General features: G+C 24.8%; 29 protein-coding genes. 28 read left to right on the top strand and 1 reads right to left on the bottom strand.

Going from position 1 to position 23,428, the window contains the following annotated elements; all coding sequences use genetic code 11:
- Nucleotides 1-37 precede the first annotated feature (37 nt).
- The 20 genes from BUA70_RS11010 to BUA70_RS10915 all read left to right on the top strand — a co-directional run bounded on the left by BUA70_RS11010 (nt 38) and on the right by BUA70_RS10915 (nt 16,857).
- On the top strand, nt 38-1,510 hold the full coding sequence (locus BUA70_RS11010; protein WP_072897301.1) for a UDP-N-acetylmuramoyl-L-alanyl-D-glutamate--2,6-diaminopimelate ligase: 1,473 nt from the start codon (nt 38-40) through the stop codon (nt 1,508-1,510).
- Nucleotides 1,511-2,893, top strand: a complete 1,383-nt coding sequence (locus BUA70_RS11005; protein WP_072897299.1) for a UDP-N-acetylmuramoyl-tripeptide--D-alanyl-D-alanine ligase — start codon at nt 1,511-1,513, stop codon at nt 2,891-2,893.
- Nucleotides 2,894-2,909: 16 nt separating this feature from the next.
- Nucleotides 2,910-3,890, top strand: coding sequence for a phospho-N-acetylmuramoyl-pentapeptide-transferase (mraY, locus tag BUA70_RS11000; protein WP_072897297.1), 981 nt, complete (start codon nt 2,910-2,912; stop codon nt 3,888-3,890).
- 103 nt (nt 3,891-3,993) lie between these two features.
- The gene (gene spoVE / locus BUA70_RS10995) at nt 3,994-5,085 is read left to right on the top strand and encodes a stage V sporulation protein E (RefSeq protein ID WP_072897313.1); all 1,092 of its coding nucleotides are present in this window, start codon (nt 3,994-3,996) and stop codon (nt 5,083-5,085) included.
- A 225-nt stretch (nt 5,086-5,310) separates the two neighbouring features.
- Entirely contained in the window at nt 5,311-6,066 is a 756-nt protein-coding gene (locus tag BUA70_RS10990; protein WP_072897295.1) for a cell division protein FtsQ/DivIB, read from the top strand.
- An 11-nt stretch (nt 6,067-6,077) separates the two neighbouring features.
- Nucleotides 6,078-6,791 (top strand): DUF881 domain-containing protein, encoded by a 714-nt coding sequence (locus tag BUA70_RS10985; protein ID WP_072897293.1) that lies wholly within the window; start codon nt 6,078-6,080, stop codon nt 6,789-6,791.
- A 12-nt stretch (nt 6,792-6,803) separates the two neighbouring features.
- On the top strand, nt 6,804-7,142 hold the full coding sequence (locus BUA70_RS10980) for a small basic family protein (protein WP_072897290.1): 339 nt from the start codon (nt 6,804-6,806) through the stop codon (nt 7,140-7,142).
- Nucleotides 7,143-7,154: 12 nt separating this feature from the next.
- On the top strand, nt 7,155-7,880 hold the full coding sequence (locus tag BUA70_RS10975; RefSeq protein ID WP_072897288.1) for a DUF881 domain-containing protein: 726 nt from the start codon (nt 7,155-7,157) through the stop codon (nt 7,878-7,880).
- Nucleotides 7,881-7,967: 87 nt separating this feature from the next.
- The gene (locus BUA70_RS10970) at nt 7,968-8,630 is read left to right on the top strand and encodes a YggS family pyridoxal phosphate-dependent enzyme (protein WP_072897286.1); all 663 of its coding nucleotides are present in this window, start codon (nt 7,968-7,970) and stop codon (nt 8,628-8,630) included.
- Between the two features lie 16 nt (nt 8,631-8,646).
- Nucleotides 8,647-9,102, top strand: a complete 456-nt coding sequence (locus BUA70_RS10965; protein ID WP_072897284.1) for a cell division protein SepF — start codon at nt 8,647-8,649, stop codon at nt 9,100-9,102.
- A gap of 30 nt (nt 9,103-9,132) precedes the next feature.
- Nucleotides 9,133-9,381: a YggT family protein gene (locus BUA70_RS10960; RefSeq protein ID WP_159429652.1), complete on the top strand. Its 249-nt coding sequence runs from the start codon at nt 9,133-9,135 to the stop codon at nt 9,379-9,381.
- A complete protein-coding gene (locus BUA70_RS10955; RefSeq protein ID WP_083573524.1) occupies nt 9,366-10,148 on the top strand; it encodes a YlmH/Sll1252 family protein in 783 nt (260 codons plus the stop codon). The genes BUA70_RS10960 and BUA70_RS10955 overlap by 16 nt, the downstream gene beginning before the upstream one ends.
- 15 nt (nt 10,149-10,163) lie before the next feature.
- On the top strand, nt 10,164-10,769 hold the full coding sequence (locus BUA70_RS10950; RefSeq protein WP_072897280.1) for a DivIVA domain-containing protein: 606 nt from the start codon (nt 10,164-10,166) through the stop codon (nt 10,767-10,769).
- A gap of 216 nt (nt 10,770-10,985) precedes the next feature.
- Nucleotides 10,986-12,074 carry a 3-dehydroquinate synthase gene (gene aroB / locus BUA70_RS10945; RefSeq protein WP_072897278.1) on the top strand — a complete coding sequence of 363 codons (1,089 nt, stop codon included), beginning with the start codon at nt 10,986-10,988 and terminating at the stop codon, nt 12,072-12,074.
- Entirely contained in the window at nt 12,067-12,861 is a 795-nt protein-coding gene (aroF, locus tag BUA70_RS10940; RefSeq protein WP_072897276.1) for a 3-deoxy-7-phosphoheptulonate synthase, read from the top strand. Before aroB ends, aroF begins: the two co-directional genes overlap by 8 nt.
- A gap of 63 nt (nt 12,862-12,924) precedes the next feature.
- Nucleotides 12,925-13,533: a TraR/DksA C4-type zinc finger protein gene (locus tag BUA70_RS10935; protein WP_072897274.1), complete on the top strand. Its 609-nt coding sequence runs from the start codon at nt 12,925-12,927 to the stop codon at nt 13,531-13,533.
- A 70-nt stretch (nt 13,534-13,603) separates the two neighbouring features.
- Nucleotides 13,604-14,518, top strand: coding sequence for an RluA family pseudouridine synthase (locus tag BUA70_RS10930; RefSeq protein ID WP_072897271.1), 915 nt, complete (start codon nt 13,604-13,606; stop codon nt 14,516-14,518).
- 3 nt (nt 14,519-14,521) lie between these two features.
- Nucleotides 14,522-15,058 carry a bifunctional pyr operon transcriptional regulator/uracil phosphoribosyltransferase PyrR gene (gene pyrR / locus BUA70_RS10925; RefSeq protein WP_072897269.1) on the top strand — a complete coding sequence of 179 codons (537 nt, stop codon included), beginning with the start codon at nt 14,522-14,524 and terminating at the stop codon, nt 15,056-15,058.
- A 31-nt stretch (nt 15,059-15,089) separates the two neighbouring features.
- The gene (locus BUA70_RS10920; protein WP_072897267.1) at nt 15,090-16,211 is read left to right on the top strand and encodes a THUMP domain-containing class I SAM-dependent RNA methyltransferase; all 1,122 of its coding nucleotides are present in this window, start codon (nt 15,090-15,092) and stop codon (nt 16,209-16,211) included.
- Between the two features lie 247 nt (nt 16,212-16,458).
- On the top strand, nt 16,459-16,857 hold the full coding sequence (locus tag BUA70_RS10915) for a hypothetical protein (RefSeq protein ID WP_072897265.1): 399 nt from the start codon (nt 16,459-16,461) through the stop codon (nt 16,855-16,857).
- Between the two features lie 128 nt (nt 16,858-16,985).
- Here the strand turns inward: BUA70_RS10915 and BUA70_RS10910 are convergent, their stop codons facing one another.
- Complete coding sequence (locus tag BUA70_RS10910) at nt 16,986-18,686, bottom strand: Rqc2 family fibronectin-binding protein (protein WP_072897263.1); 1,701 nt, start codon at nt 18,684-18,686, stop codon at nt 16,986-16,988.
- A 285-nt stretch (nt 18,687-18,971) separates the two neighbouring features.
- Here BUA70_RS10910 and BUA70_RS10905 point away from each other — a divergent pair, with 285 nt between their 5' ends.
- The 8 genes from BUA70_RS10905 to BUA70_RS10875 all read left to right on the top strand — a co-directional run.
- On the top strand, nt 18,972-20,366 hold the full coding sequence (locus BUA70_RS10905; RefSeq protein WP_072897261.1) for a GspE/PulE family protein: 1,395 nt from the start codon (nt 18,972-18,974) through the stop codon (nt 20,364-20,366).
- The gene (locus BUA70_RS10900; RefSeq protein WP_072897259.1) at nt 20,359-21,381 is read left to right on the top strand and encodes a type II secretion system F family protein; all 1,023 of its coding nucleotides are present in this window, start codon (nt 20,359-20,361) and stop codon (nt 21,379-21,381) included. Before BUA70_RS10905 ends, BUA70_RS10900 begins: the two co-directional genes overlap by 8 nt.
- A 60-nt stretch (nt 21,382-21,441) precedes the next feature.
- Nucleotides 21,442-21,648 carry a prepilin-type N-terminal cleavage/methylation domain-containing protein gene (locus BUA70_RS10895; RefSeq protein WP_072897256.1) on the top strand — a complete coding sequence of 69 codons (207 nt, stop codon included), beginning with the start codon at nt 21,442-21,444 and terminating at the stop codon, nt 21,646-21,648.
- Nucleotides 21,630-21,902, top strand: coding sequence for a hypothetical protein (locus tag BUA70_RS10890; RefSeq protein ID WP_072897254.1), 273 nt, complete (start codon nt 21,630-21,632; stop codon nt 21,900-21,902). Before BUA70_RS10895 ends, BUA70_RS10890 begins: the two co-directional genes overlap by 19 nt.
- A complete protein-coding gene (locus tag BUA70_RS10885; RefSeq protein WP_072897252.1) occupies nt 21,880-22,338 on the top strand; it encodes a type II secretion system protein in 459 nt (152 codons plus the stop codon). Before BUA70_RS10890 ends, BUA70_RS10885 begins: the two co-directional genes overlap by 23 nt.
- On the top strand, nt 22,335-22,775 hold the full coding sequence (locus BUA70_RS10880; RefSeq protein WP_072897250.1) for a hypothetical protein: 441 nt from the start codon (nt 22,335-22,337) through the stop codon (nt 22,773-22,775). Before BUA70_RS10885 ends, BUA70_RS10880 begins: the two co-directional genes overlap by 4 nt.
- A complete protein-coding gene (locus BUA70_RS13315) occupies nt 22,772-22,894 on the top strand; it encodes a hypothetical protein (RefSeq protein ID WP_278337201.1) in 123 nt (40 codons plus the stop codon). The genes BUA70_RS10880 and BUA70_RS13315 overlap by 4 nt, the downstream gene beginning before the upstream one ends.
- Nucleotides 22,891-23,428, top strand: a 538-nt coding sequence (locus BUA70_RS10875) for a hypothetical protein (RefSeq protein WP_143762339.1), incomplete at its 3' end; no start/stop codon positions are given. The genes BUA70_RS13315 and BUA70_RS10875, both read left to right, overlap by 4 nt.

The raw sequence follows: 23,428 nt of genomic DNA, 5'->3' as shown, positions 1-23,428 counted from the left end.
AAAAAAATAGGGTGCATATATTTAAGGAGATGAAGAAATGAACTTAAAAAAAATATTAACAGGAGTTGATTTTAAGGTAATCAAAGGAGATATATCAAAAGAAATATCAAATATTACTCAAGTCGATTCTGAAGTTCATGAAGGATCGCTATATATTTGTGTTAAAGGTAGTAGATTTGATGGACATAAATTTGCAAAAGAAGCAGTAAAAAGAGGAGCAAAGGCAATACTTTGTGTTGATGATGTAGATGTAGAATCTGATGAAGTCACAATAATTAAGGTTTTAGATATAAGAAAAGCAATGGCTATTGCAGCATCTAACTTTGAAGAAAACCCATCATCAAAATTAAAATTAATTGGAATTACAGGGACTAATGGAAAAACAACATCTGCTTTTATAATTAAGGATATTTTAGAAAAGGCAGGATATAAAGTAGGTCTTATAGGCACTATTGCAAACTATATAGGAGATAAAGTAATTACTTCTCAAAGAACAACTCCTGGTCCTATAGAACTTCATAAATTATTTAAAAAGATGGTTGATGAAGATGTTAAATATTGTGTAATGGAGGTTTCATCTCATTCTTTAGATCAAGATAGAGTTTATGGATTAAATTTTCAATGTGGAATTTATACAAATTTAACAAGAGACCATTTAGATTATCATAAAACTTTTGAAGAATATTATAAAGCTAAATTTAAGCTATTTAAGATGTCTAAATATGCTATTGTAAATATAGATGATTCTTATGGAGAAAGAATAGTTAAAGATATAAAAGAATTAAATAAAAATAAAAAGATAATAACATATGGAATAACTAATGATTGTGATATAAAGGCATGTCATATAATTGGTACTGAAAAAGGTTCAAGTTTTAATGTTAAAATTAAAGATAAAAATTATAATACTTTTATTGATATAGCAGGAGATTATAATGTTTATAATGGATTAGGTGCAATAGGAGCCTGTTTAGAACTTGGAATTAATAGTAAATATATATTTGATGGATTAAAAGATGTTGTTGTTCCAGGAAGATGTGAAGCTGTTGGATGTGAATTTAATCTTCCTTTTGAAATAATAATAGATTATGCTCACACTCCAGATGGACTTGATAAAATACTTAAAACTGCTAGAGGATTTACTAAAAATAAATTAATTTCTGTTTTTGGATGTGGTGGAGATAGAGATAAAATCAAAAGACCTATAATGGGACAAATAGGAAGTAGTTTAAGTGATATTGCTATAATAACATCAGATAATCCAAGAACAGAGGAACCTTCTCAAATAATAAAAGAAATAACTGAAGGCATTAAAAGTGACAACTTTATAGTTATAGAAAATAGATATGAGGCTATAAAAAAAGCTATAGAAATAGCTAAAGCAGGAGATGTAATAGTAATTGCTGGTAAAGGTCATGAAACTTATCAAGTTTTAAGAGATAAAACCATTGATTTTGATGAAAGAAAAGTAGTAAAAGAAATTCTAAATAATTATGAGGTGAGAAAATAAATGCTTACGTTAAATGAGATTTTAAAAGCTACAAAAGGAGAAATAATAATTGATAAAGGATATAAATCCTTTAAAAGTTTATCTACAGATACGAGAAAAATTGAAAAAGATAGTATATTTGTTGCTTTAAAAGGCGAGAATTTTAATGGAAATAAATTTGCTGAAGAGGCAGGTGAAAAAGGTGCATCTATAGTTATTGTTGATGAATTAGAGTGGATTTCACAAAATATTAAATCAACAGTAATAAGAGTGAAAAACACTAGGGATGCTTTATTAGATCTTGCAAAATTTTATAGAGAAAAACTAGGAGTTAAGATTATAGCGGTAACAGGTTCTACAGGTAAAACTTCAACTAAAGATATATTAGCAGCTCTTCTTAGCAAAAAATATAAAGTTTTTAAAACTAAAGGTAACTTTAATAATGAAGTAGGGCTTCCTTTAATGATTTTTAGTATGGATGAAAGTTATGATATTGCAATATTAGAAATGGGTATGAGTAATTTTAATGAAATTCATAGACTTGCAAACGCCGGAAGACCAGATATAGCTTTAATAACCAATATTGGAATTTCCCATATAGAAAATTTAAAAAGCAGAGAAAATATATTAAAAGCTAAAATGGAAATTACAGACTTTTTTAATAAAGATAGTGTTTTAATTGTAAATGGTAATGATGATTTACTTAAAAATTTAAAATCTTCAAAATATAAAATAATAAAAACAACTATTAATGGTAATGGAGATATTAATGGAGAAAATCTTAAAGTAGGAATTAAAGAAAGTTCCTTTATTATAGAACTTAAAAATAAAAGAAAAGAATTTACTTTACCACTACCAGGAAAGCATAATATAGAAAATTGTCTTCTTGGAATAGCTGCAGGACTTAATTTAGGTTTATCTATAGAAGAAATGGAAGAAGGACTTAAAAATTTAGAAAAAACATCTATGAGATTAGAGATATTAAATACAAAATCATTTACAATTGTGAATGATTGTTATAATGCAAGTCCATCATCAATGAAGTCTTCAATAGATACAGTAAAAAGCATTAATGGAAAAAGAAAAATTGCTATATTAGGAACTATGAAAGAACTTGGAGAGTTTTCTTATGAAGCTCATAAAGAAGTAGGTGAGTATGCTAAAAACAATGATATAGATATTATTATGGTTTGTGGGGATTATTCAGAAGGTTTTGTAGAAGGCTTCTCTAAAGATACAGCATATAAATTTGAAAATAAAGAAGATCTTATAAAAGCTTTAAAAGATAAAGTAAAAGAAAATGATGTAATATTAGTTAAAGCATCAAGAGCAATGAAGTTTGAAGACATTACAAAAAAACTGCTAGATTTAGCTGCTAATGAGGGAGGTGAAGCTACTCATTAAGAGTAGCTAAAAACTTATGAATAGTTTATCAATAAATACAATATTAATAACAATTTTTATAAGCTTATTAAGTACTGCAATTTTAGGTCCTATTATAATTCCATTACTTCATAAATTAAAGTTTGGACAGAATATAAGAGAAGATGGTCCGAAAAGCCATTTGAAAAAATCAGGAACTCCAACTATTGGAGGATTAATTTTTATTTTTGCAACTATAATTACTATGTTAATTGTATTACCTTACTTTCAAAATGTTAGAGATTTAAAAGATGAGGCTATGGTAGCTTTATACTCATTTATAGCTTTTGGATTTATTGGATTCTTAGATGATATTTTAAAAATAATACATAAAAAGAATCTAGGCCTAAGAGCTTGGCAAAAAATGATTTTAATTTTAATAGTTTCCTTAGCAATAGCTTATTATGGAAAAGTTTATTTAGGAACAGACATAGATATACCATTTACTAATATAGCTATTAATTTTGGGAAATTTTATATGATATTTATAGTATTTTATTTTGCAGGAACTACTAATGCTGTAAATTTAACTGATGGATTAGATGGATTGGCAACTTCAATAACTGTTTTAGTAATGACTTTCTTTGCAATAGTTTCTATTAATATGAGTCATTATAGTTTAGCGGTATTTTGTATAGCTTTAGTGGCAGCTCTTTTAGGTTTCTTAAGATTTAACGCTTTTCCAGCAAGAGTATTTATGGGAGATACAGGATCTTTAGCTTTAGGGGGAGCAGTAGCTGCAGTAGCAATGATGCTTAGACTTGAAGTTATGGTTGCTATAGTAGGAATAATCTATGTAATCGAGACTTTATCTGTAATAATTCAGGTAACATCTTTTAAATTAACAGGAAAAAGAGTATTTAAAATGGCTCCTATACATCACCATTTTGAGCAGCTTGGATTTAAAGAAACTAAAATAGTTACAATATTTTCCGTAATTACAGTTATCTTCTGTATTATTGGATTTATATCTTTATAGTTTAAAATAGTTATTTTTTATTAAAGTTTTTATCAAAAAACATTGTTAGCTTTTTAAAGTACTTCTTTAGGAGGAGGATAATTTGAAAAAAGTAAAAAGAAAAATGGGTAAGATAGATTATATAACCTTTTATACTATATTTTTACTTTTGGCTATAGGAGTAGTTATGGTATATAGTGCTAGTTCTTACTATGCAATTATACAAAAAAATGATAGTATGTATTTCTTAAAAAGGCAGCTTATATGGGCTGTTTTAGGAGTTATAGTAATGTTTTTTATGATGAGTTTAGATTATCATAAATTAAGAAAATATACTATGATAGCATTAATAGGGTGTGTTCCACTTCTTCTATTAGTATTTTTATTTAAGGATGCTAATGGAGCATATAGATGGATAAGACTTGGCCCCCTATCTTTTCAGCCATCAGAACTTGCTAAATATGTTATAGTTTTATTTTTAGCAAATGGTATTGTAAATAGGGGAGAAAAAATTAAAAATCTAAAAGAAGGGGTTTTTTACTTTTTAATGGTTTCTGGATTTTATGCAGGCCTTATTCTTGCTGAAAAGAACTTAAGTATAGCATCAGTAATAATGATAGTTACATTTATAATGCTATTTGTAGGAGGAGCTAGAAGTAAGCATCTTTTTGGATTAGTTTTACCTGCATTAATTTCTTTAGGATTTTTATTTATTTTTACTTCTTCATATAGAAGGGCTAGACTTTTAAATTTTTTAGACCCTTGGCAAGATCCTGCAAGGCATGGATATCAACTAATTCAATCTTTTTATGCTTTAGGAGCTGGAGGGGTAACTGGTCTTGGTCTTGGTCAATCAAGACAAAAAACATTATATATGCCAGAACCTCATAATGATTTTATCTTTTCTATTATAGGAGAAGAGTTAGGATTAATAGGTTGTGTTGTAGTTATAACTCTTTTCATAGTTTTTGTATTTAGAGGTATAAAAATAGCAATTGAAGCTAGGGATTTATATGGAACTTTACTTGCAACAGGCATTACATCAATAATTGCAGTGCAAGCTTTAATAAATATTGCTGTTGTAACTGGATCTATGCCAGTTACTGGAGTACCTTTACCTTTTATAAGTTATGGAGGTACTGCTTTAGTTATAAATATGATGGCTATGGGAATTCTTTTAAATATTTCAAGACAAAGAGAAAAAAAATTCAATTAATGTAAATTTTTTAAGAATAAAAGATTATTTTTTTATTATTTTATTTTATAATAGAAAAATAATCTTTATTTTTTTAATTAAAATTATTGATTTTAAATATTAAATTTATGAATAAAATAAACTTACTTATTTCATGGTAAAATATATGCAAAGGTATTATAATCATGGTATTATAATAATATATATCTAAAATTTATGAAAAAAGGTGAGTTGTGGAGAACGAAGATGGAAAATAAAGCGAATGAATTTATATTACAGAGAAAAAAGAAGAAAAAAATTAAGAAGATAATCACTTTAGGAATTTTATTTTTATGTATTTTCATAATTTTTTTATTTAAAGCACCACTATTTCAAATACATACTGTAAAGGTGGAAAATAATAATATTATAGATTCTAATGAAATAATAAAGCTATCAAAAATTTCCAATACAAATAATATATTTTATTTAAATATTAAGGATACAATAAAAAATGTAAAAAGAAATCCATACATTTCACAGGTATCTATAAAAAGAGTATTACCAGATAAAATTATTATAAATGTTACTGAAAAGTCAGCAGCTTTTTATGTGAATATAGATGGCGAGTATTATATTCTTAATGATGATTTAAGAATACTTGAAAAAAAGGTAGAACTTAATACTGAAAATTTACTTGAAATTAAAGGGATAGATATTAAGTCTCAAGATGTTGGTGAAATAATAACTAATAATGAAAAGCAAATAAAATTAACTAAAGAACTCTATGAAATTCTTAGTAATAATGTCAGTAATATAAAATTTACTAGTATGGATATATCTAATCTTTACAACTTAATTTTATATAGCGGAAATGTTCAAATAAAGCTAGGAAATGATGAAGAGCTTAAAGATAAAATAAATAAAGCAATAAATATTTTAGAAAGTAAAGATGTTAATTTAACAAAAGGATATATTGATTTAAGTTTTAAAGGAAATACTGTAATTAAACAAGAATCTTAGGAGGAGGAATAATGAAAAAGTTTTTGTCTCAAATTGTGGTAGCAATAGTTTGTGCTATATTAGGGTTTTTATTAGCATATCAATTTAAAGTATTAAATAATAAAGAAAAAAATGTTGCTGAAACCTATGATAAAAGCGATTTAGTTTCAGAAGTTGAAGCTTTAAAAAAGGAAAAAGAAGATTTGCAAATGCAGAATAAAAATTTAGGTGAAGAATTAAAAAAGATAGAGGATGAATCTACACAAACTGGTGATCTTACAAAAGAGATAAAAAAACAGTTAGATACAAGTAGAATGATTCTTGGTACTGTAGGAGTTAAAGGCCCAGGAATAATATTATATCTTACTCCTAAATCTCCAGTATTTACAGCAAATAATGCTGAGTATATTGGTGAAGAAGAACTTGTATATCTTGTGAACCTATTAAATTATTCTGGAGCAGAAGCTATTTCAATAAATGATATAAGAATTACTGCTCAAATGGGAATAAAAACAGCAGGAAACTATATAAGAATAGGAAAGCAAAATAAAATTGCACCAAAGGATAGAGTTGTTATAAAGGTAATAGGAAATAGAGTCACTCTTCAGGGAGGATTAGAATTTGGTGATGCTTTAAATTATGGTGTTCTTGTAAATTATGATAAAAAAATAGAAAGAAAAGATGACATAGAAATAGGAAAGACAAATGAAGGGTTTAATACGGAATTTATTAAACCAGTAGAATAAAGAGGTGTATGTATGATAGCTTTTATTGGATTGTTAATAGGAATAATTATAGGATTAAAGTGGAATTTTAATATACCAAATAATTTTTCGCCTTATATGTCAGTAGCTATACTTGCTTGTCTAGATTCAGTCTTTGGGGCTATTAGAGCAACCTTAGCAAAAAACTTTCAAGCAGATATTTTTATTTCAGGTTTTTTTGGAAATGCTGCATTAGCTGCAGGTCTTGCATACTTAGGAGATAAACTAGGAATTCCAATATATATTGCAGCAGTTATAGTATTTGGTGGAAGAATATTTGATAACTTTGCAATAATTAGAAGATTGCTTATTGAAAAGGCAAGAAACAAATAATGAGGTGTTCATATGAAAAATAACGAAGCTACAGTGTTTGTTTTCATAGCCTCCATAATTATGGGTGTACTTATATCTTTAAATTTAAATGTAAAAAATCAAAATAAATATGTTCCTTTAAGTTCCAAAGAATATCAAGAAGCTTTAAATAAAAGGAATAAATTATATAAAGACATATCAGAATTAAAGCATGATAATACTGATTTAAAACAAAAAATTAATAAATATAAATATGATGATGAGAAAAGTGATAAACTTATAAATGATATAAAATTAGAAGTAAACAATAACGACATTTTAGCAGGATTAACTGCTGTAAAAGGTGAAGGAATAAAAATGGTTATTAAAGATGCTTCTAATGAATTTCCGGAATATGTAAAAGATTTTGCTTTTACAAGAGTATTACATGATTATGATATGATGAATGTAGTTAATGAACTTAAAAATGTAGGTGCTGAGGCTATTTCAATAAATAACCAAAGAGTTGTAGAAAATACATCTATATTTTGTAGTGGTCCATTTTTAGAAATAAATAAAGTAAACACTCCGGCACCTTTTTATATATATGCTATTGGAGATCCTGAAATAATGGAGCAGAATCTAATGAATTCTGATAGTTATATTAAGAAATTGCTTAATAGAGGTTTACAAATTAAAATAACCAAGGAAAAAGATTTAACAATATCTGCATATATAGGTAAACTTCCTACAGATAATTTAACAAATTTTATTAAATAAATTAAATGTTTTTATTTAACTTTGAAGGAATTTCGTAATTTATGAAGAATATATAGCATTAGATGAGTATGGAAAGGGAGATAATAGATGGATATAGAAGATAATATATCAAATATACTTTCAACCATACCTCAAGATGTAACTTTAATTGCTGTTTCAAAAACTAAACCTATAGAAGATCTAAAAAGAGCTTATGCTGTAGGAATTAGAGATTTTGGAGAAAATAAAGTTCAAGAACTTGTAGAAAAATGTGATTCTTTAGATAAAGATATTAGATGGCACTTTATAGGAAACTTGCAAACTAATAAAGTTAAATATTTAGTTGATAGGGCTTACCTAATACATTCATTAGACAGCATAAAGTTACTTAATGAGATTGAGAAAGTATATGGTAAAAAAAATAAAGTTGCAGAGGTATTAATTGAAGTCAATATTGGGAGAGAATTATCTAAAGGTGGCGTTTTAGAAGAGAATCTAAATGAACTTTTGGAAAATGTGGAATTATGTAAATTCGTAAAAGTTAGAGGCCTTATGGCTATTATACCTAAAGGTGATGACAAAAGCTGTAGATTATATTTCAGAGAAGTTAAAAAAATCTGGAATACTTTAAAAAATAAAGAAATTAAAAATGTAAAAATGGAAATTCTTTCAATGGGGATGACACATGATTATAAATTAGCTATTGAAGAAGGTTCTAATATGGTTAGAATAGGGGAAGGAATTTTTGGAGCTAGAAACTACAATAAATAATTAGGAGGAAAATAAAATGGCAAAGATGTTTAGTAAGGTAAAAGAAATATTAGGATTTGAGGATTATAATGACGAATATGATGAATTAGATGAACTAGATGAAGAGGAAGAAGATGAAGAATTAATAGAACCTGTATTACCTAAAAAGAATAATCAATCAGGAAAGGTGGTTAATATACACACAGCAGTTTCTGCAAAGGTTATGATAATAAAGCCAACTAGTTTTGAAGAAGCACCAAATATTTGTGATGCATTAAAAAATAGAAAGATAGTAGTTGTAAATACTACTGGTCTTGAAACAAAGATAGCGCAAAGATTACTAGATTTTATGAGTGGTTCTTGTTATGCATTAACAGGAGAATTACAAGAAATAGAGAGAGGTGTATATATTTTATCACCATCAAATGTTGAGGTTTCAAATGAACTTAAATCTGAACTTTCAACAAAGGGGATCTTTAACTGGACAAAATAGTTAGGGGTGATGACAATAGTATTATTTTTTATGATAATAGTTCAACTATGCAATGTTTTAGAAATGTCTATTTTATTAGAAGTTATACTTTCTTTATTTCTTAGGGGAAAAGAAAGTAAAGTATTAAATTTTTTAAAAGCTTTAACTAGTCCTATTGTAATGCCTTTTAAAAAACTTCAAGATAAGTTTTTTAAAGGGCTTACAGTTGATTTTTCACCATTTTTTGCTTTAGTTTTAATTTCTTTTATAAGGAGATTAGCTGTATGTCTTATAGTTTAAAATTAAAAGAAATGAAAGAATTATTAGATCTTAAAGATGAAGATGATATATCTTCTCTTTATAATAAATATTTAGCAGCAAAAAAAAGTGGTAGAAGAATTGTTACTAATTATTTTTATGCTCCTAATATATATGATAAATTAAAAGTTAATTCTAATAAACTTAGTCTTTCAGTTGAAAGCTATGGAGGAGTAGAGGATGCTGAAAAAAGATTAATAGCTTTTAATTACGAAGATTCTATAGAGAATTGGCCGCTTATTTGTATAAAAATAATAACTCCTAAAAAATTCAATAATTTATCTCATAAAGATTATTTAGGTGCTATAATGGCCTTAGGAATTGAAAGAGGTAAATTTGGAGATTTAAGAGTTAAAGAAAATCAATGTTATATTATGATTTTAGAAGAAATAGGTTGGTATGTAGTTTCTAACTTAACTAAAATAGGAAAGTTAGGTTGTACATGTCAAGTTGTTGAAGATTTAAAAGAGATACCATTATTAGAATTTGATAATTTAACAATACAATCTTCATCTTATAGGTTAGATAGTATTGTTTCAGCTTTAACAAAAAAATCTAGGAAAGATTCAGTAGAGTTAATATCTTCAGGTATGGTTATGGTAGACTATTTAGAAATTAGAAATAAAAGTTTTGAAGTTAAAGAAAATAATAGAGTTACAATTAGAAAATGTGGTAAATATATAATAAAAGAACTTTTAGGTGAAACAAAAAGTGGGAGATACAAGATTTTAGTTAATAAATTTATTTAGGTAGAGGTGAACATAATGAGATTAACTCCAATGGAAATAAACAATAAGGAATTTAAGAGGGTTTTAAGAGGATATAGTGCAGAAGAAGTAGATGAGTTTTTAGATAAAGTTGTAGAAGACTATGAAGAGTTATATAAAGAAAATTCCATATTAAAAGAAAAGCTAGGAGCAATTAATGATAAGGTAGACCATTACTCAAAAATTGAAAATACAATACAAAATACATTGCTTTTAGCGCAAAATACTGCAGAACAAGCAAAAGCAAATGCTCAAAAAGAAGCAGACATAATTGTTAAAAATGCAAATGAAACAGCACAAAAAATTCTTGATAAGGCACATAATGATGTTATTCAAATCAGTGATGAATATGACAGACTAAAACAAGAATTTGTAAGATTTAGAGCAAAATTTAGAAACTTTATGAATACCCAACTAGAAACCTTTGATGATTTGGAGAGAGATTGTGTTAAACACTTTAATATATCACAACCAGTTGAGGAATTATCAGAAAAAGGTATTGAAATAGAAGAAAATTTCCAAGGTGAAGAATCCACTGTACATATGGAGGATGATTTACAGGATGATATAGATGAAATAAAAAGTTTTTTTGCTAATAAATAAGAAAATCCCACTTTAAAGTGGGATTTTTTTATTTTAGGAATAAAATATATATTTTTAGTATTATTTTAAAGGTAGTTTTAACTTTTAGATTTTAAATAAAAATAGATAATTATATGAAATAAATATTAAGAAAGAAGGTTATAACCTCCTTTTTTATATTTGTTCTTGATTTATAATGTAATTATATTTTATATTATATAGTGGAGTTGATTTATAATGAATATTATAGAAGTTACAAATAAGAATGAAGATTATAAAATATATATAACTAATAAAAAAGAAAAAATAATAGATATATTAAAAAATTATATATCTTTAAAGAATAATAGTTATGTTATAATAGATAAAAATGTATATGAAAATCATATGAAATCCCTGTCTAATATGGCAAAAGAAATAAGTTCTAATAAAATCCTAGTGCTTTCTATAGATGAAAAAAGAAAAAATTATAGTACAATAGAAAAAATATATAAATTTTTAATAGATAACAATTGCAAAAGAGAAGGTATTTTAATATCTATAGGTGGAGGAGTTTTAGGAGATTTAGTAGGTATGGCTGCAAGTACCTATATGAGAGGAATAAAATATATTAATATTCCAACTACTGTAATATCACAAAGTGATAGTAGTATAGGCGGAAAAGTAGGATATAATTTTGATAATATAAAAAATGCTATAGGCGCTTTTTATAATCCTTCTATGGCAGTTATAAATGTTAATTTCTTAAATACCTTAAAAGACGAACAATATATAAACGGTCTTGGAGAAATAATAAAATATTCATTTTTAGATAATAAACATAATCTTTTAGAATATCTTGTAGAAAATAGAGAAAAAATAAAAAATAGAGATGAAGATATTTTAAGTAATATATTAAAAATATGTCTTCTTATAAAAAAGGATTATGTACAAAAAGATTTTAAAGATGGAGGAATAAGAAATTCTCTAAATTTAGGACATACAATAGGGCATGGAATAGAAGTAATAAAAAACTATGAAATATTACATGGTGAGGCAGTTGCTTTAGGCTTATTATGTGCTTTAAAGTTATCTTCTAAAAAATTTGGACTTTCTTTAGAATTTTATTATAAAGCTAAGGAGCTTATGGAATATTTCAATTTAAAAACCTCTATAGATTTTAAAGATTTTAATATTCTAATTGAAAAAATTAAAAAAGATAAGAAAAATGATAATAAAATAAGATTTGTATTACTAAAAAATATAGGTGAACCTATAGTTAAAGTTTCTATTACAGAAGAGGAGATTGTAGATGTAATAAAAGAAACAATTAAGGAGAATGAATAAAATGATGGACTTAAAAATAGTAAATAGCAATAAGGAAATTCGTATAAAAGATGTTGTTATTGGTGGTAATAAGCCAGTATTTATTTCAGGACCTTGTGCTGTTGAAGATTATGATAAAATGCTAAAATTAGCAGAAAGACTAAAATCTATTGGAGTAGATATGTTAAGAGGTGGGACCTTTAAGCCTAGAACATCACCTTATGATTTTCAAGGTCTTGAAAAAGAGGGTTTAAAGATTCTTAAATCTGTAGGAGATAAATTTAAATTGCCAGTATCAACAGAGATTATGGATGCTAGAGATTTAGAATATTCTTTAGATTATATAGATGCTATACAAGTAGGTTCAAGAAATATGTATAACTATACTCTTTTAAAGGAATTAGGAACTATAAATAAGCCAATAATACTTAAAAGAGGTATGAGTGCCACAATTAAAGAATGGATATATGCAGCAGAATATATAGCAGCTGGCGGAAATGAAAATATAATATTCTGTGAAAGAGGAATTAGAACATTTGAAACAGTTACAAGAAATACTCTAGATTTAAATGCAGTAGCTTATATAAAAGAGAAATATAATCTTCCTATAATTGTAGATCCAAGTCATGGAACAGGACTTAGAGAGATTGTTGAGAGAATGTCTTATGCAGGAATTGCCTGTGGAGCTGATGGACTTATAATAGAAAGCCATATAGAACCAGATAAAGCTATTTCAGATGCAAGACAAACTATAGATGTTGATACTATGGAAAGAATTATAAATAAAAGTAAAATATTTTTTATATAAAGTAATAAATTAACCTTTTATGATAACAATAATATATGAATTGTTTTTTAAGAGGTGAAATTTATGGATAAAATAAATGAAAATAAGTATTTAAAAAGACTTTTAAAAGAAAAAGAAAAGATAAATGATACCATATCTAAAATTGAAAAGGATGGAATTATTTTAGCAAGAGAAGAGATAGCATCAGAATTATCTTTTTATGATAACCATCCAGCAGATCTTGGAGAGGAAATTAGCGATATTGCAAAGCAAAAAGCTTTAAAAGGAAATGAAGATGAGATATTACATAAAATAAATAATGCTATAGAAGATATAAAAAAAGGAAGTTATGGAATTTGTAAAGGCTGTGGCAAAGAAATATCAAAGGAAAGATTAGACTTTATACCTTATGCAAGATATTGTATAGATTGCCAAGAAGACCTTAATGAAGTTAAAAATTTTAAAAGTAATTTAAGACCAATTGAGGAAGAAGTTTTAGGAAATCCCTTTGGATATGGATATAATGATTCAAAAGAAGATCAAACAGAATTTGATGGAGAAGACTGCTATCAAAGTGTTGAAGTTTTTAATAAATTGGAAAATGTAGATGAATATTATGATGAAGATATAGGATATGTAGAAGAAGTAGAGAAGATATCTAATCAACAATATAAAGATTCTCTTCCAGATTAAAATAGAATTTTATTTTATAATTTGAGAGTTTTTCAAATTACATAAAAGGGATGGGGGTATTTAATTAATAATGGAAAAAATAGAATTTATTATAGATGATTCTAATAAAGGTGAAAGAATAGATAAATTTTTGTCTACTGTAAAAGAAGATAAATCTAGATCATACTTTCAAAATTTAATAGAAGATGGTAATATTTTAGTAAATACAAAAAATATAAAAAGCAATTATAAACTAAGAAGTGGAGATAAGGTTTCTTTAAATATACCAGAGCCTATAGAACTTAAAGTAGAAGCAGAAAATATTCCTCTCCATATAGTGTATGAAGATCAAGATCTTATAGTAGTAAATAAACCACAGGGAATGGTTGTTCATCCTGCTCCAGGAAATTATAATGGTACTTTAGTAAATGCTCTTTTATATCATTGTAAAGACTTATCAGGAATTAATGGAGTAATAAGACCAGGAATAGTTCACAGAATAGATAAGGATACATCAGGAATACTGGTTATGGCAAAAAATGATGAAACTCATAATAATTTAGCTTATCAGTTTAAAGAACATAGCATAAAAAGGGAATACTTTGCTTTAGTAGAAGGCAGAATAACAAAAGAAAAAGGAACTATTTCTACTAATATAGGAAGAAATCCTAAAGATAGATTAAAGTATGCTGTTGTATCAGAAGGTAAGCATGCAGTAACACATTATGAAGTTATTGAAATCTATGATAAATATACTTTAGTAAAATGTGTTTTAGAAACAGGAAGGACTCATCAAATAAGAGTCCACATGAGTCATATTGGACATCCTTTAGTTGGGGATCCTTTATATGGATTTAAAAAACAAAGTTTTAAATTAAATGGACAAATGCTTCATGCAAAAACATTAGGATTTATTCATCCTAAAAAAGAAGAGTATATGGAGTTTACATCAGAATTACCAGATTATTTTAAAAAATTAATTTTAAAGATTAAGAGAGGAGTATAATTGATGCAATTAAAAGCTACTTTATTAGATGAAAATGCTATAAGAAGAAGTTTGGTTAGAATTTCTCATGAAATTATTGAAAAAAATAAGGGGGTAGAGGATATAGTTCTTATAGGAATTAAAAGAAGAGGATATCCACTAGCAGAAAGAATTTCTAAGCAAATAGAAAAAATAGAAGGAATAAAACTTCCAGTAGGAAGTGTAGATATCACTTTATATAGAGATGATTTAAGTGATTTTTTTGAAGCACCAAAGGTTAAAGAAACTTCTATAGATATAGAAATAAAAGATAAAAAGGTTATATTAGTTGATGATGTATTATATACTTGTAGAACTGCAAGGGCTGCAATAGATGCTTTAATGGATATAGATAGACCAAATTCCATACAATTAGCTGTATTAATTGATAGAGGTCATAAAGAGCTTCCAATTAGAGCAGATTATGTTGGTAAAAATATTCCAACTAGTAAAAGTGAAATAATTGATGTTAATATTTTAGAGATAGATAATGAAGATTCAGTAAAAATTTATGAAAAATAAATCTAAATAGATTTTATATAAGGAGATAAATATGAACTATGAATTAATTGCAACTACTACCTTTGGTATTGAAGCTGTAACTGCAAAAGAACTAAAAGAATTAGGTTATGAAGATTTAAAGCTTGAAAATGGAAAAGTCCATTTTGAAGGAGATGAACTTGATATTGCAATAACTAATACTTGGCTTAGAACAGCAGACAGAGTGCTTATTAAAATGGCAGAATTTGAGGCGAAATCCTTTGAAGAATTGTTTCAGGGAACAGCTAAAGTAGATTGGGGAAAGATAATACCTTTAGATGGTAAAATGCATGTTACAGGTAAATCAGTAAAATCTACATTACATAGTGTACCAGATTGTCAAAGCATAGTAAAAAAAGCAGTAGTAAAAAGTATGCAGGAAAGATATAAAAGAGATTGGTTTTCAGAAGATGGTCCTGTTTATAAAATAGAGGTATCTATATTAAAGGATGTAGTAACTCTTACAATAGATACTACAGGGCCAGGACTTCATAAAAGAGGATATAGAGAACATGCAGGAGCAGCTCCTTTAAAGGAAACATTAGCAGCTACTTTAGTTCTTTTATCAAGATGGAACAAAGAAGATATGATGGTGGATCCATTCTGTGGATCTGGAACTATACTAATAGAAGCAGCCCAAATAGCTAAAAATATAGCACCAGGAGCTAAGAGAACCTTTGTATCGGAAGAATGGCCTACAATGAATAAAAATCTTTGGAGTCAAGTAAGAGAAGGGGCTGAAAGAGGAATAAAAAAAGATTGTGATGTTAAACTTGTAGGATATGATATAAATGGAAGGGTTCTTTCAACAGCACTACAAAATGCCAATCTTGCTGGAGTTTCAGATATAGTAGATTTTCATAGAAGAGATTTTAGAGAATTTTCAAGTAGTAAAAAAGATGGAATAATAATAACAAATCCACCTTATGGTGAAAGAATAGGTGAAAAAGAAGATATAGAAGAACTTTATAGATTATTAGGAAAGCTTAAAGAAAAGCTTTATAATTGGGATTTTAATGTGCTAACATCTTATGATACTTTCCAAAAACTTTTTGGAAGAAAAGCTACTAAAAATAGAAAGCTTTATAATGGTAGATTACAATGTTATTATTATCAGTATTTAGATAAAAAATAAAAATTTTATAAATTAATTATAAAATTTAAATTAAACATGAATTTAAAAAGTTATAATTTTATTATATAAAATTATAACTTTTATTTTTTACATACATGTTAATATAAAATATTATTGTAACAATAATATTTTATATTTATATTATGTTTAAAATGAAGATTGTTAAAGGAAAGTAAAAAATCCAATGATAATATAAAAGTTATTATATAATTAAATAACAACTTTAGAAAATTATAAGGGAGGTAAAATGAGTAAAAAACCACAAATAAATTTTAATAATATTCTTTACCTATTATTTATAATATCAACTATGTTTTCTATATTTATTGTATTTCAAAACATACAAAGTAATTTTAGTATTAAATTTATAATTTTCTATGGAATTTTTGCTGTTTTATTTGGTATTTATATTTTTATAGTAACTATATTAAAAATGCTTAAATTAGGGAAAGAAGAATTTAAAAAAAGATTATCTAAATTTATTATAATTTTTATAGGTTTTGGAGGAATAAATTATGCTTTTGATTATATTCTTAGGCCAGAAAATATAAATTTATATAGAAATTTTTCTATTTCCTTTGGATTAGCCTTAAATGCCATTTGTTTTGATTTAATATTTTTTAAAAAAGAGAAAGTAACTAACTAAATTATGCCATAAAACAAACAGCATAAATGCGTTTGTTTTATGGCATAATATTTGTTTATAGACATCTTAATAAATTTATTTTAGTTTTTATAATGATGTTATTTTTAATAAAATAACGTTATTATATATTAATGTTTTTCTAAATTTAAATCTACGGGATCTACATAAATAGTTTTATTTGTGCTATAGATTACCATTCCAGGTTTTGCACCGGAAGGTTTTTTTACATTTTTAACTTCAGTATAATCTACTGCAACCTTTGAAGAATTTTTACCCTTACTATAAAAAGCAGCTAAAATTGCAGCTTCCTCTAAGGCTTTATCACTTATATTTTTTCCTTTTATAATAACGTGAGAACCAGGGATATTTTTTGTATGCATCCAAGTATCATATTTATCCGCAAACTTTAAAGTTAAATAATCATTTTGAATATTATTTTTTCCAACATAAATGTCAAATCCATCACTAGATAAAAAATGATAAGGCTTTGAAGGTTTTTTATTCTTTTTAGAGTTCTTTTTATATTTTATATATCCAGAAGATATAAGTTCTTCTTTGATTTCTTCTATTTCATCATAGCTTTCAGAATTTTTTAAATTAGTTAATACTGAATTTAAATATTCAAGTTCTAAGGAATTCTTTTCTCTTTGATCAATTGCAGCTTCTTCAGATTTCTTTAATTTATTATATTTTTTATAATAATATTGGATATTTTCAGAAGGTGTTTTATTTTCATTAAGAGTTATAGTAATTTCTTTATTATCATCAAAGAAATTACATAAAGTTACTTCTTTATCTCCTTTTTTAAAGGAATATATAAAGCTAGTTAATAAATCACCATATATACGAAGTTTTTCTTTTTCTTCACATTCTTTTAAAGTTTTTAAAAGGATTGTATCTTTTTTTAAACATCTATCAATATTTGTTATAATTAATTTTTGAAGATCAGAAGATCTATTTTGTAACCTATCTTGCATATCTTTTTTAGAATAAAATTCATCAAGCATTCTACAGCCATCATCATAATGAATTAAATTTTTATCATCATAATAAGAAATAGGAAGAGAATAAAAGTCTATTAAATCTCCATTATTGTTACAAAAAATATTATAAGATTTCTTACTATGTATATTTTTAAAATATAAGTTAATCTCATTATAAAGATTTTCTAAGGATTTTGAATATTTATCAAAGGATAAATATAATTCTTTTGACAATAGTTTACTAATTCCATTAAAAGATTTCATATAAAAATTTTCATTTATCTCTATAGAAGAGAAGAATTTTTCAAATTCATCTATATGAAAGTCAAAAGGATTTAACTTATTACTAGGAGGAGGACTTACATATGAAACGTTAGGTAATAAGGTTCTATAAGAATTTACAAAAGAGGTAATGTGTTTTATTGATTCAATTATTTTATTATCTCTTTTTCTTACTAAAGATATATTAGAATGTCTACCCATTATTTCTATGATCAATGTATATATACTATTAAATCCAAGCTCATCAGTAGTCTCTATATCTAAATGTAGTATGCGGTCATTGTTAGGCTGATATATATTTATGATTTTTCCACCAATTAAATATTTTCTAAGAACCATACAAAACATAGGAGCCTTTAAAGGATTATCCTTTGTTATTTTTGTAAAATGGATTCTTGGAAAATTAGAGCTTGCAGATATTAAAAGTCTTTCTCCCTTTATTCCTCTAAAAGAAATATATATTTCATCTTTTTCTGGTTGATTAATTTTATCTATTTTTGTGTTTAATAATTTATCTTTTATATCTTCTATTAAACAATGTAAAAAAACACCATCAAATGCCATAAAATCTTCCTTTCTTAATAGATTTATTAATAAAAATCAATAAATCTAAATCTTATATAATTTAAAATTCAGATAAAACCTTGAATTTTAATAATTTTAGTATATCATTTTTATATTTTAAATATCAATAAAGAAAAAGTTTTATGATTATTTGTTTATTATTGGAAAAAATGGACAATATAAAAATATATGAATTAATTAAAATTTCTATAAAAAGAAATGAAAGCTTTAAATAATATAATTATTTATAAAAAGTTGGATGTTGAATAACTTTTAGGAGGAATAATGGAGTTTAAAAATATTAAAGCTGAATGGGTATACTCTATCTCAAAGGAATATGCATATAAAAATTTATTAATTCCAATTAATATAAATGAAGAATATGTGGAAATAGCAATAGTAAGTGATTTTAGAGAAAATATAATAAATTCATTAAAGCTACAATTTAATAAGACAATAAAGGTTACTATAAAAAAAGAAGAGGATATTTTAAAGGCTTTAAATTATTTTTATCTTACTAAAAAGAATGATGATAATATCATAAATAATATACTTGTAAATGAAATTATAAAAAATGCTATAAAAATAAAAGCAAGTGATATTCATATAGAACCTAAAGAAAAAGAAATAATTATAAAAAATAGAGTAAATGGAGTTTTGTCTATTTTTAAAAAGATAAAAAAGGAATATTATGATGGAATTATATCAAAAATTAAACTTTTAGCTTCTATGAATATATCAGAAAAAAGAAAACCGCAGGATGGAAAGATTACCTATAAATATCAAGATGAAAATTATGATTTAAGAGTATCTTCTATTCTAACTATTACAGGAGAAAAAATAGTAATAAGGATTTTATATAAATCCCTTTTTAATTATTCTTTAGAAGAACTTAATTTTAATAAGGATTCTTTAATCAAAATAAAAAAATTAATTAACAAAGAAAACGGAATTGTTTTAATTTCAGGTCCTACAGGAAGTGGTAAAACAACAACATTATATTCTATGTTAAAAGCTGAAAATAAAGGCAATTTAAATATTACAACTATTGAAGATCCTGTAGAGATGAATTTTGAAAGTTTTAATCAGATAAATGTAAATGAAAGTGTAGGGCTTACTTTTTCTAAAGGGCTTAAACATATCTTAAGGCAAGATCCTAATGTAATAATGATAGGTGAGATAAGGGATGAAGAAACTGCAAGAATAGCCTTAAGAGCTGCAATTACTGGACATAAGGTTTATTCTACTATACATACTAATAATCATTATGAAGTATTTAGTAGATTAAAAGAAATGGGTATAGAAAAGTATTTACTTTTAAATGCAATAAAAGGAATAATAACTCAAAGATTAATAGGAAGACTTTGTGATAGTTGCAAAATCAAATATGAATCTACTAAAGAGGAAAGGGCAGTCCTTGGAAATGATAGTATTACCTATCTATATAAGCAAGGAAAATGTGAAAAATGTAATTTTACAGGTATAATATCAAGAAAATTATTAAGTCATATATATTTAATAAATAGAGTGGAACAAAATCATATAAGAGAATATTTAAATGAAGAAATTTTAAAAAATCAATCTAATGAATTTATAAGTAGAGGGAAATATCTTTGCATAGAAGGAAAAATCTCTTTTAATCAATTTTTAGCTATAAAAGAGGGAATGGAAAATGAATAAGTTTGATTATAAAAATATATATTTGATTTCATCTAACCTTTCAACTTTAAATAAAAGTGGAATTAATATAGAAAAATCCTTTCACATTATAAAAGAAATTATTTCAAAAAAATCCTATAAAAAATCTTTAGAAAGAATATCTAAAAGTATATATGAAGGAAATAGCCTAGGAGATAGTTTTCAAAATGAAGATAGGTATTACCCATCTATATTTTTAGAACTTTTAAAAGTAGGAGAATATAGTGGACACTTAGATATGGTTTTAGAACATTTAGGAAAGTATTATAAGGACCTAGAAAATCAAAGGAATAATGTAATATCATCATTGATTTATCCAATAATTTTAATAATAAGCCTTATGATATTAGTTGGATTTAGTTTTTTCAATTTAATTCCAAGCTTTATCGAGTTATATGATTCGAATATTTCAGAAATCCCATCATTTCTTTCTAAAATATATGATATTAATTTATTCATGAAGGAAAATATAAATCTTACTATAATTTTAATCATTCTTTATAGTATATCTTTAATAATATTTTTACATTTAATCAATATAAAAAAATTAATTTTTAATTTTTTAAACAAAAGCAAAATTTACAATAAATATTATGAAAAAAATCTTCTTTTTCTTATGTATACAATAATGATTAGTGGGATTCCCATTCTAACTTCAATTAATAAAATAATTAGTAGTTCTAATGAGGATAAATTAAGAGAAAGATTGATAGAATTTAGAGATTTTATAGAAGCAGGTGGACAAATATGGGAGTTTTTTGATAAACCAGAATATTCTAAAAGTACTTATTTATTAATAAGAATTGGGGAAGAAAGTGGAAAGATAGAAATAAAAATTAAAGAAGCTTTTGATATGGTTGAAAGTTCCTTTAACGGAATAATTAAGACATATTTAAATTTAATACAGCCCATTATGATTTCTATTATAGGTATTTTTATAGGAATAACAATTTTAATTTTTATAGTTCCTATATATTCTGGAATTGGATCAATGTAATAGTATAAAAACAAATTTTTTGAATTTATTTTATTAAATTTATTTTATTGGAGTATTTTAATGATAAGTAGAAAAAGATTAAAAAAGCATAAAGGTTTTACTTTAATAGAAACAATAATTACCTTAGGAATTTTTTCTTTAATATTAAGTAGTAGTTTTACTATAAATGTAACTAATAAATTAGAAACTCAAAATCAAGAAACTTATAAAATAATAGATGATATCTCTGATATTTTACCTATAGTACTATGTATTGTGGAACAGTAGGAGAGATAGGAACGATATATTATGATGCTAAAAAAAGAATTATAATATTTTATTCAGGAAAGGTATCACAGGAGATAATAATACCTAAGTATTGCAAAGTAAGAATAAATACTCCTTCTCAAAACATGATTAAGATAGATTCTTCTGGAAACTTTAGTAGTAAAGGAACTATAGATTTAAAATTTGATAATGGAATAAATGTAAAATTTTCATTAGCAGTGAGGTTTTTCAATGTTAATATTAAGAAACTTTAAAAGAAAAAAAGGGTTTGTTTTAATAGAGCTTATTGTAACTTTAGGTATATTGGGGATTTTTTCTTTAATAATTATTCCATCTTTTAATTATATAGTTGGAAGTGAAATCAGAGGGAAAAATATAAAAAAGTCTAATTATTATTTAGAAGCTGTAGGAAAAGAGCTTAAAGAATCTTTATCTAAAGAAGATTACTTAGAAATTACTAAGGGCAGCAATAATATAAATTTTTATATTAATTTAAATCATATAAAAGATGAAAACCTTTGGTATAAACCTTTAAAATCAATAGAAAGAAATAAGTATTTAAAAGAAAATTATATTAAGGTTTCAATAGAAGAGATGGAAAATAGTTTTAAGGTTAAAGTTGAAACAAATATAAAAAGTAAAATTGGAGAAACAAAAGATAATATAGAATTTATAAAGGAGTTTTTATGAAAAAAAGAGGAAATACCTTAATAGAACTTTTAATATATTTATCATTAGCCTCCTTTATAGTAGTAATAAGTTTTGATTTATTAATATGGGTAAAAAAATTAGATTTTAAAAGAAAAGAAAATACTATTAAATATAATGAATTACTTAATTTATCTTTTTATATGGAAAAGGAAATAGAGAAAAGACAGGAAGAAAATATATTAATTACTGATAATTTAATAAAAATTAAAAAAGAAGAAGATCAGTATATAAAAATTTTCAAAAATAAAGATAAAATTTTTATAGATTTTAATGGAAAAAGAACAGACACTGCTGCTACTGATATAACAGAATTTAAAGCTAATAAAAAGGATAATTTAGTATATTATAAATTAAAAAATTCTTCAAAAGGAGAAATTATAAGATGTTTAAAGTTAAAAAAAGGGGAAGTTTATTGATTAATGCAGTAATTATTTTATCTTTAGTAACTACAATACTAACATCCCTTATGATTAAATCATCAAAAGATTTTAATAAAGTTATTATGGAAAGGAAAATGATTAAAAGTAAAATATGATAGAAGAGAATTTTAAAAAGCAAATTTTTAATGATATTAATAAAAATAAAATATTAAATTTTTTCGGTGTTCCAATTAAATATATAGTAGAAAATCAATATATTTTTGTAAAGTTTTATCCAATTGTAAAAACATTAAATTTAGAAAACTTAATAGATGTTAAGTTAAAAGAAGATTTCGGTGAAATAAAAGACCTTCTAGTTAATTATGATATATTAAAAATAAATAGAAAATATTATTTGATTTTATATGTGATTAAAGAAAATAATAAAATTAATAATATACTAAAAAAATTTAATTTAGTAAAAATCATACCAAAACAAATTGAAATAGCTGAAAAATTTAAAATAAATATTAAAAATAAAAACTTTTTTGTTATGAAGAAAGAAAAAAATAAGATATGTTTTTATGGATTTATTAAGAGAAAATTTATTAAATATGATGAAGTCAATAACTCTAAAGAAGAAATCCTTAAAATCTTTTACTTATATAAAAGTTTACTAAATGAATTTTATATCCATAAGAAATTAATAG

The sequence above is a fragment of the Clostridium fallax genome, assembly GCF_900129365.1.
In the GTDB taxonomy this organism is placed as follows: Bacteria; Bacillota; Clostridia; order Clostridiales; family Clostridiaceae; genus Clostridium_AH; species Clostridium_AH fallax.
This window is presented reverse-complemented; position numbering and strand designations above follow the sequence as displayed.

Bases quoted from the DNA above. Each gene is read 5' to 3' on its own strand.
- BUA70_RS11010 (WP_072897301.1), top strand. From the start codon at position 38: ATGAACTTAAAAAAAATATTAACAGGAGTTGATTTTAAGGTAATCAAA.
- BUA70_RS11005 (WP_072897299.1), top strand. From the start codon at position 1,511: ATGCTTACGTTAAATGAGATTTTAAAAGCTACAAAAGGAGAAATAATA.
- mraY (WP_072897297.1), top strand. From the start codon at position 2,910: ATGAATAGTTTATCAATAAATACAATATTAATAACAATTTTTATAAGC.
- spoVE (WP_072897313.1), top strand. From the start codon at position 3,994: ATGGGTAAGATAGATTATATAACCTTTTATACTATATTTTTACTTTTG.
- BUA70_RS10990 (WP_072897295.1), top strand. From the start codon at position 5,311: ATGGAAAATAAAGCGAATGAATTTATATTACAGAGAAAAAAGAAGAAA.
- BUA70_RS10985 (WP_072897293.1), top strand. From the start codon at position 6,078: ATGAAAAAGTTTTTGTCTCAAATTGTGGTAGCAATAGTTTGTGCTATA.
- BUA70_RS10980 (WP_072897290.1), top strand. From the start codon at position 6,804: ATGATAGCTTTTATTGGATTGTTAATAGGAATAATTATAGGATTAAAG.
- BUA70_RS10975 (WP_072897288.1), top strand. From the start codon at position 7,155: ATGAAAAATAACGAAGCTACAGTGTTTGTTTTCATAGCCTCCATAATT.
- BUA70_RS10970 (WP_072897286.1), top strand. From the start codon at position 7,968: ATGGATATAGAAGATAATATATCAAATATACTTTCAACCATACCTCAA.
- BUA70_RS10965 (WP_072897284.1), top strand. From the start codon at position 8,647: ATGGCAAAGATGTTTAGTAAGGTAAAAGAAATATTAGGATTTGAGGAT.
- BUA70_RS10960 (WP_159429652.1), top strand. From the start codon at position 9,133: ATGATAATAGTTCAACTATGCAATGTTTTAGAAATGTCTATTTTATTA.
- BUA70_RS10955 (WP_083573524.1), top strand. From the start codon at position 9,366: ATGTCTTATAGTTTAAAATTAAAAGAAATGAAAGAATTATTAGATCTT.
- BUA70_RS10950 (WP_072897280.1), top strand. From the start codon at position 10,164: ATGAGATTAACTCCAATGGAAATAAACAATAAGGAATTTAAGAGGGTT.
- aroB (WP_072897278.1), top strand. From the start codon at position 10,986: ATGAATATTATAGAAGTTACAAATAAGAATGAAGATTATAAAATATAT.
- aroF (WP_072897276.1), top strand. From the start codon at position 12,067: ATGAATAAAATGATGGACTTAAAAATAGTAAATAGCAATAAGGAAATT.
- BUA70_RS10935 (WP_072897274.1), top strand. From the start codon at position 12,925: ATGGATAAAATAAATGAAAATAAGTATTTAAAAAGACTTTTAAAAGAA.
- BUA70_RS10930 (WP_072897271.1), top strand. From the start codon at position 13,604: ATGGAAAAAATAGAATTTATTATAGATGATTCTAATAAAGGTGAAAGA.
- pyrR (WP_072897269.1), top strand. From the start codon at position 14,522: ATGCAATTAAAAGCTACTTTATTAGATGAAAATGCTATAAGAAGAAGT.
- BUA70_RS10920 (WP_072897267.1), top strand. From the start codon at position 15,090: ATGAACTATGAATTAATTGCAACTACTACCTTTGGTATTGAAGCTGTA.
- BUA70_RS10915 (WP_072897265.1), top strand. From the start codon at position 16,459: ATGAGTAAAAAACCACAAATAAATTTTAATAATATTCTTTACCTATTA.
- BUA70_RS10910 (WP_072897263.1), bottom strand. From the start codon at position 18,686: ATGGCATTTGATGGTGTTTTTTTACATTGTTTAATAGAAGATATAAAA.
- BUA70_RS10905 (WP_072897261.1), top strand. From the start codon at position 18,972: ATGGAGTTTAAAAATATTAAAGCTGAATGGGTATACTCTATCTCAAAG.
- BUA70_RS10900 (WP_072897259.1), top strand. From the start codon at position 20,359: ATGAATAAGTTTGATTATAAAAATATATATTTGATTTCATCTAACCTT.
- BUA70_RS10895 (WP_072897256.1), top strand. From the start codon at position 21,442: ATGATAAGTAGAAAAAGATTAAAAAAGCATAAAGGTTTTACTTTAATA.
- BUA70_RS10890 (WP_072897254.1), top strand. From the start codon at position 21,630: ATGTATTGTGGAACAGTAGGAGAGATAGGAACGATATATTATGATGCT.
- BUA70_RS10885 (WP_072897252.1), top strand. From the start codon at position 21,880: ATGTTAATATTAAGAAACTTTAAAAGAAAAAAAGGGTTTGTTTTAATA.
- BUA70_RS10880 (WP_072897250.1), top strand. From the start codon at position 22,335: ATGAAAAAAAGAGGAAATACCTTAATAGAACTTTTAATATATTTATCA.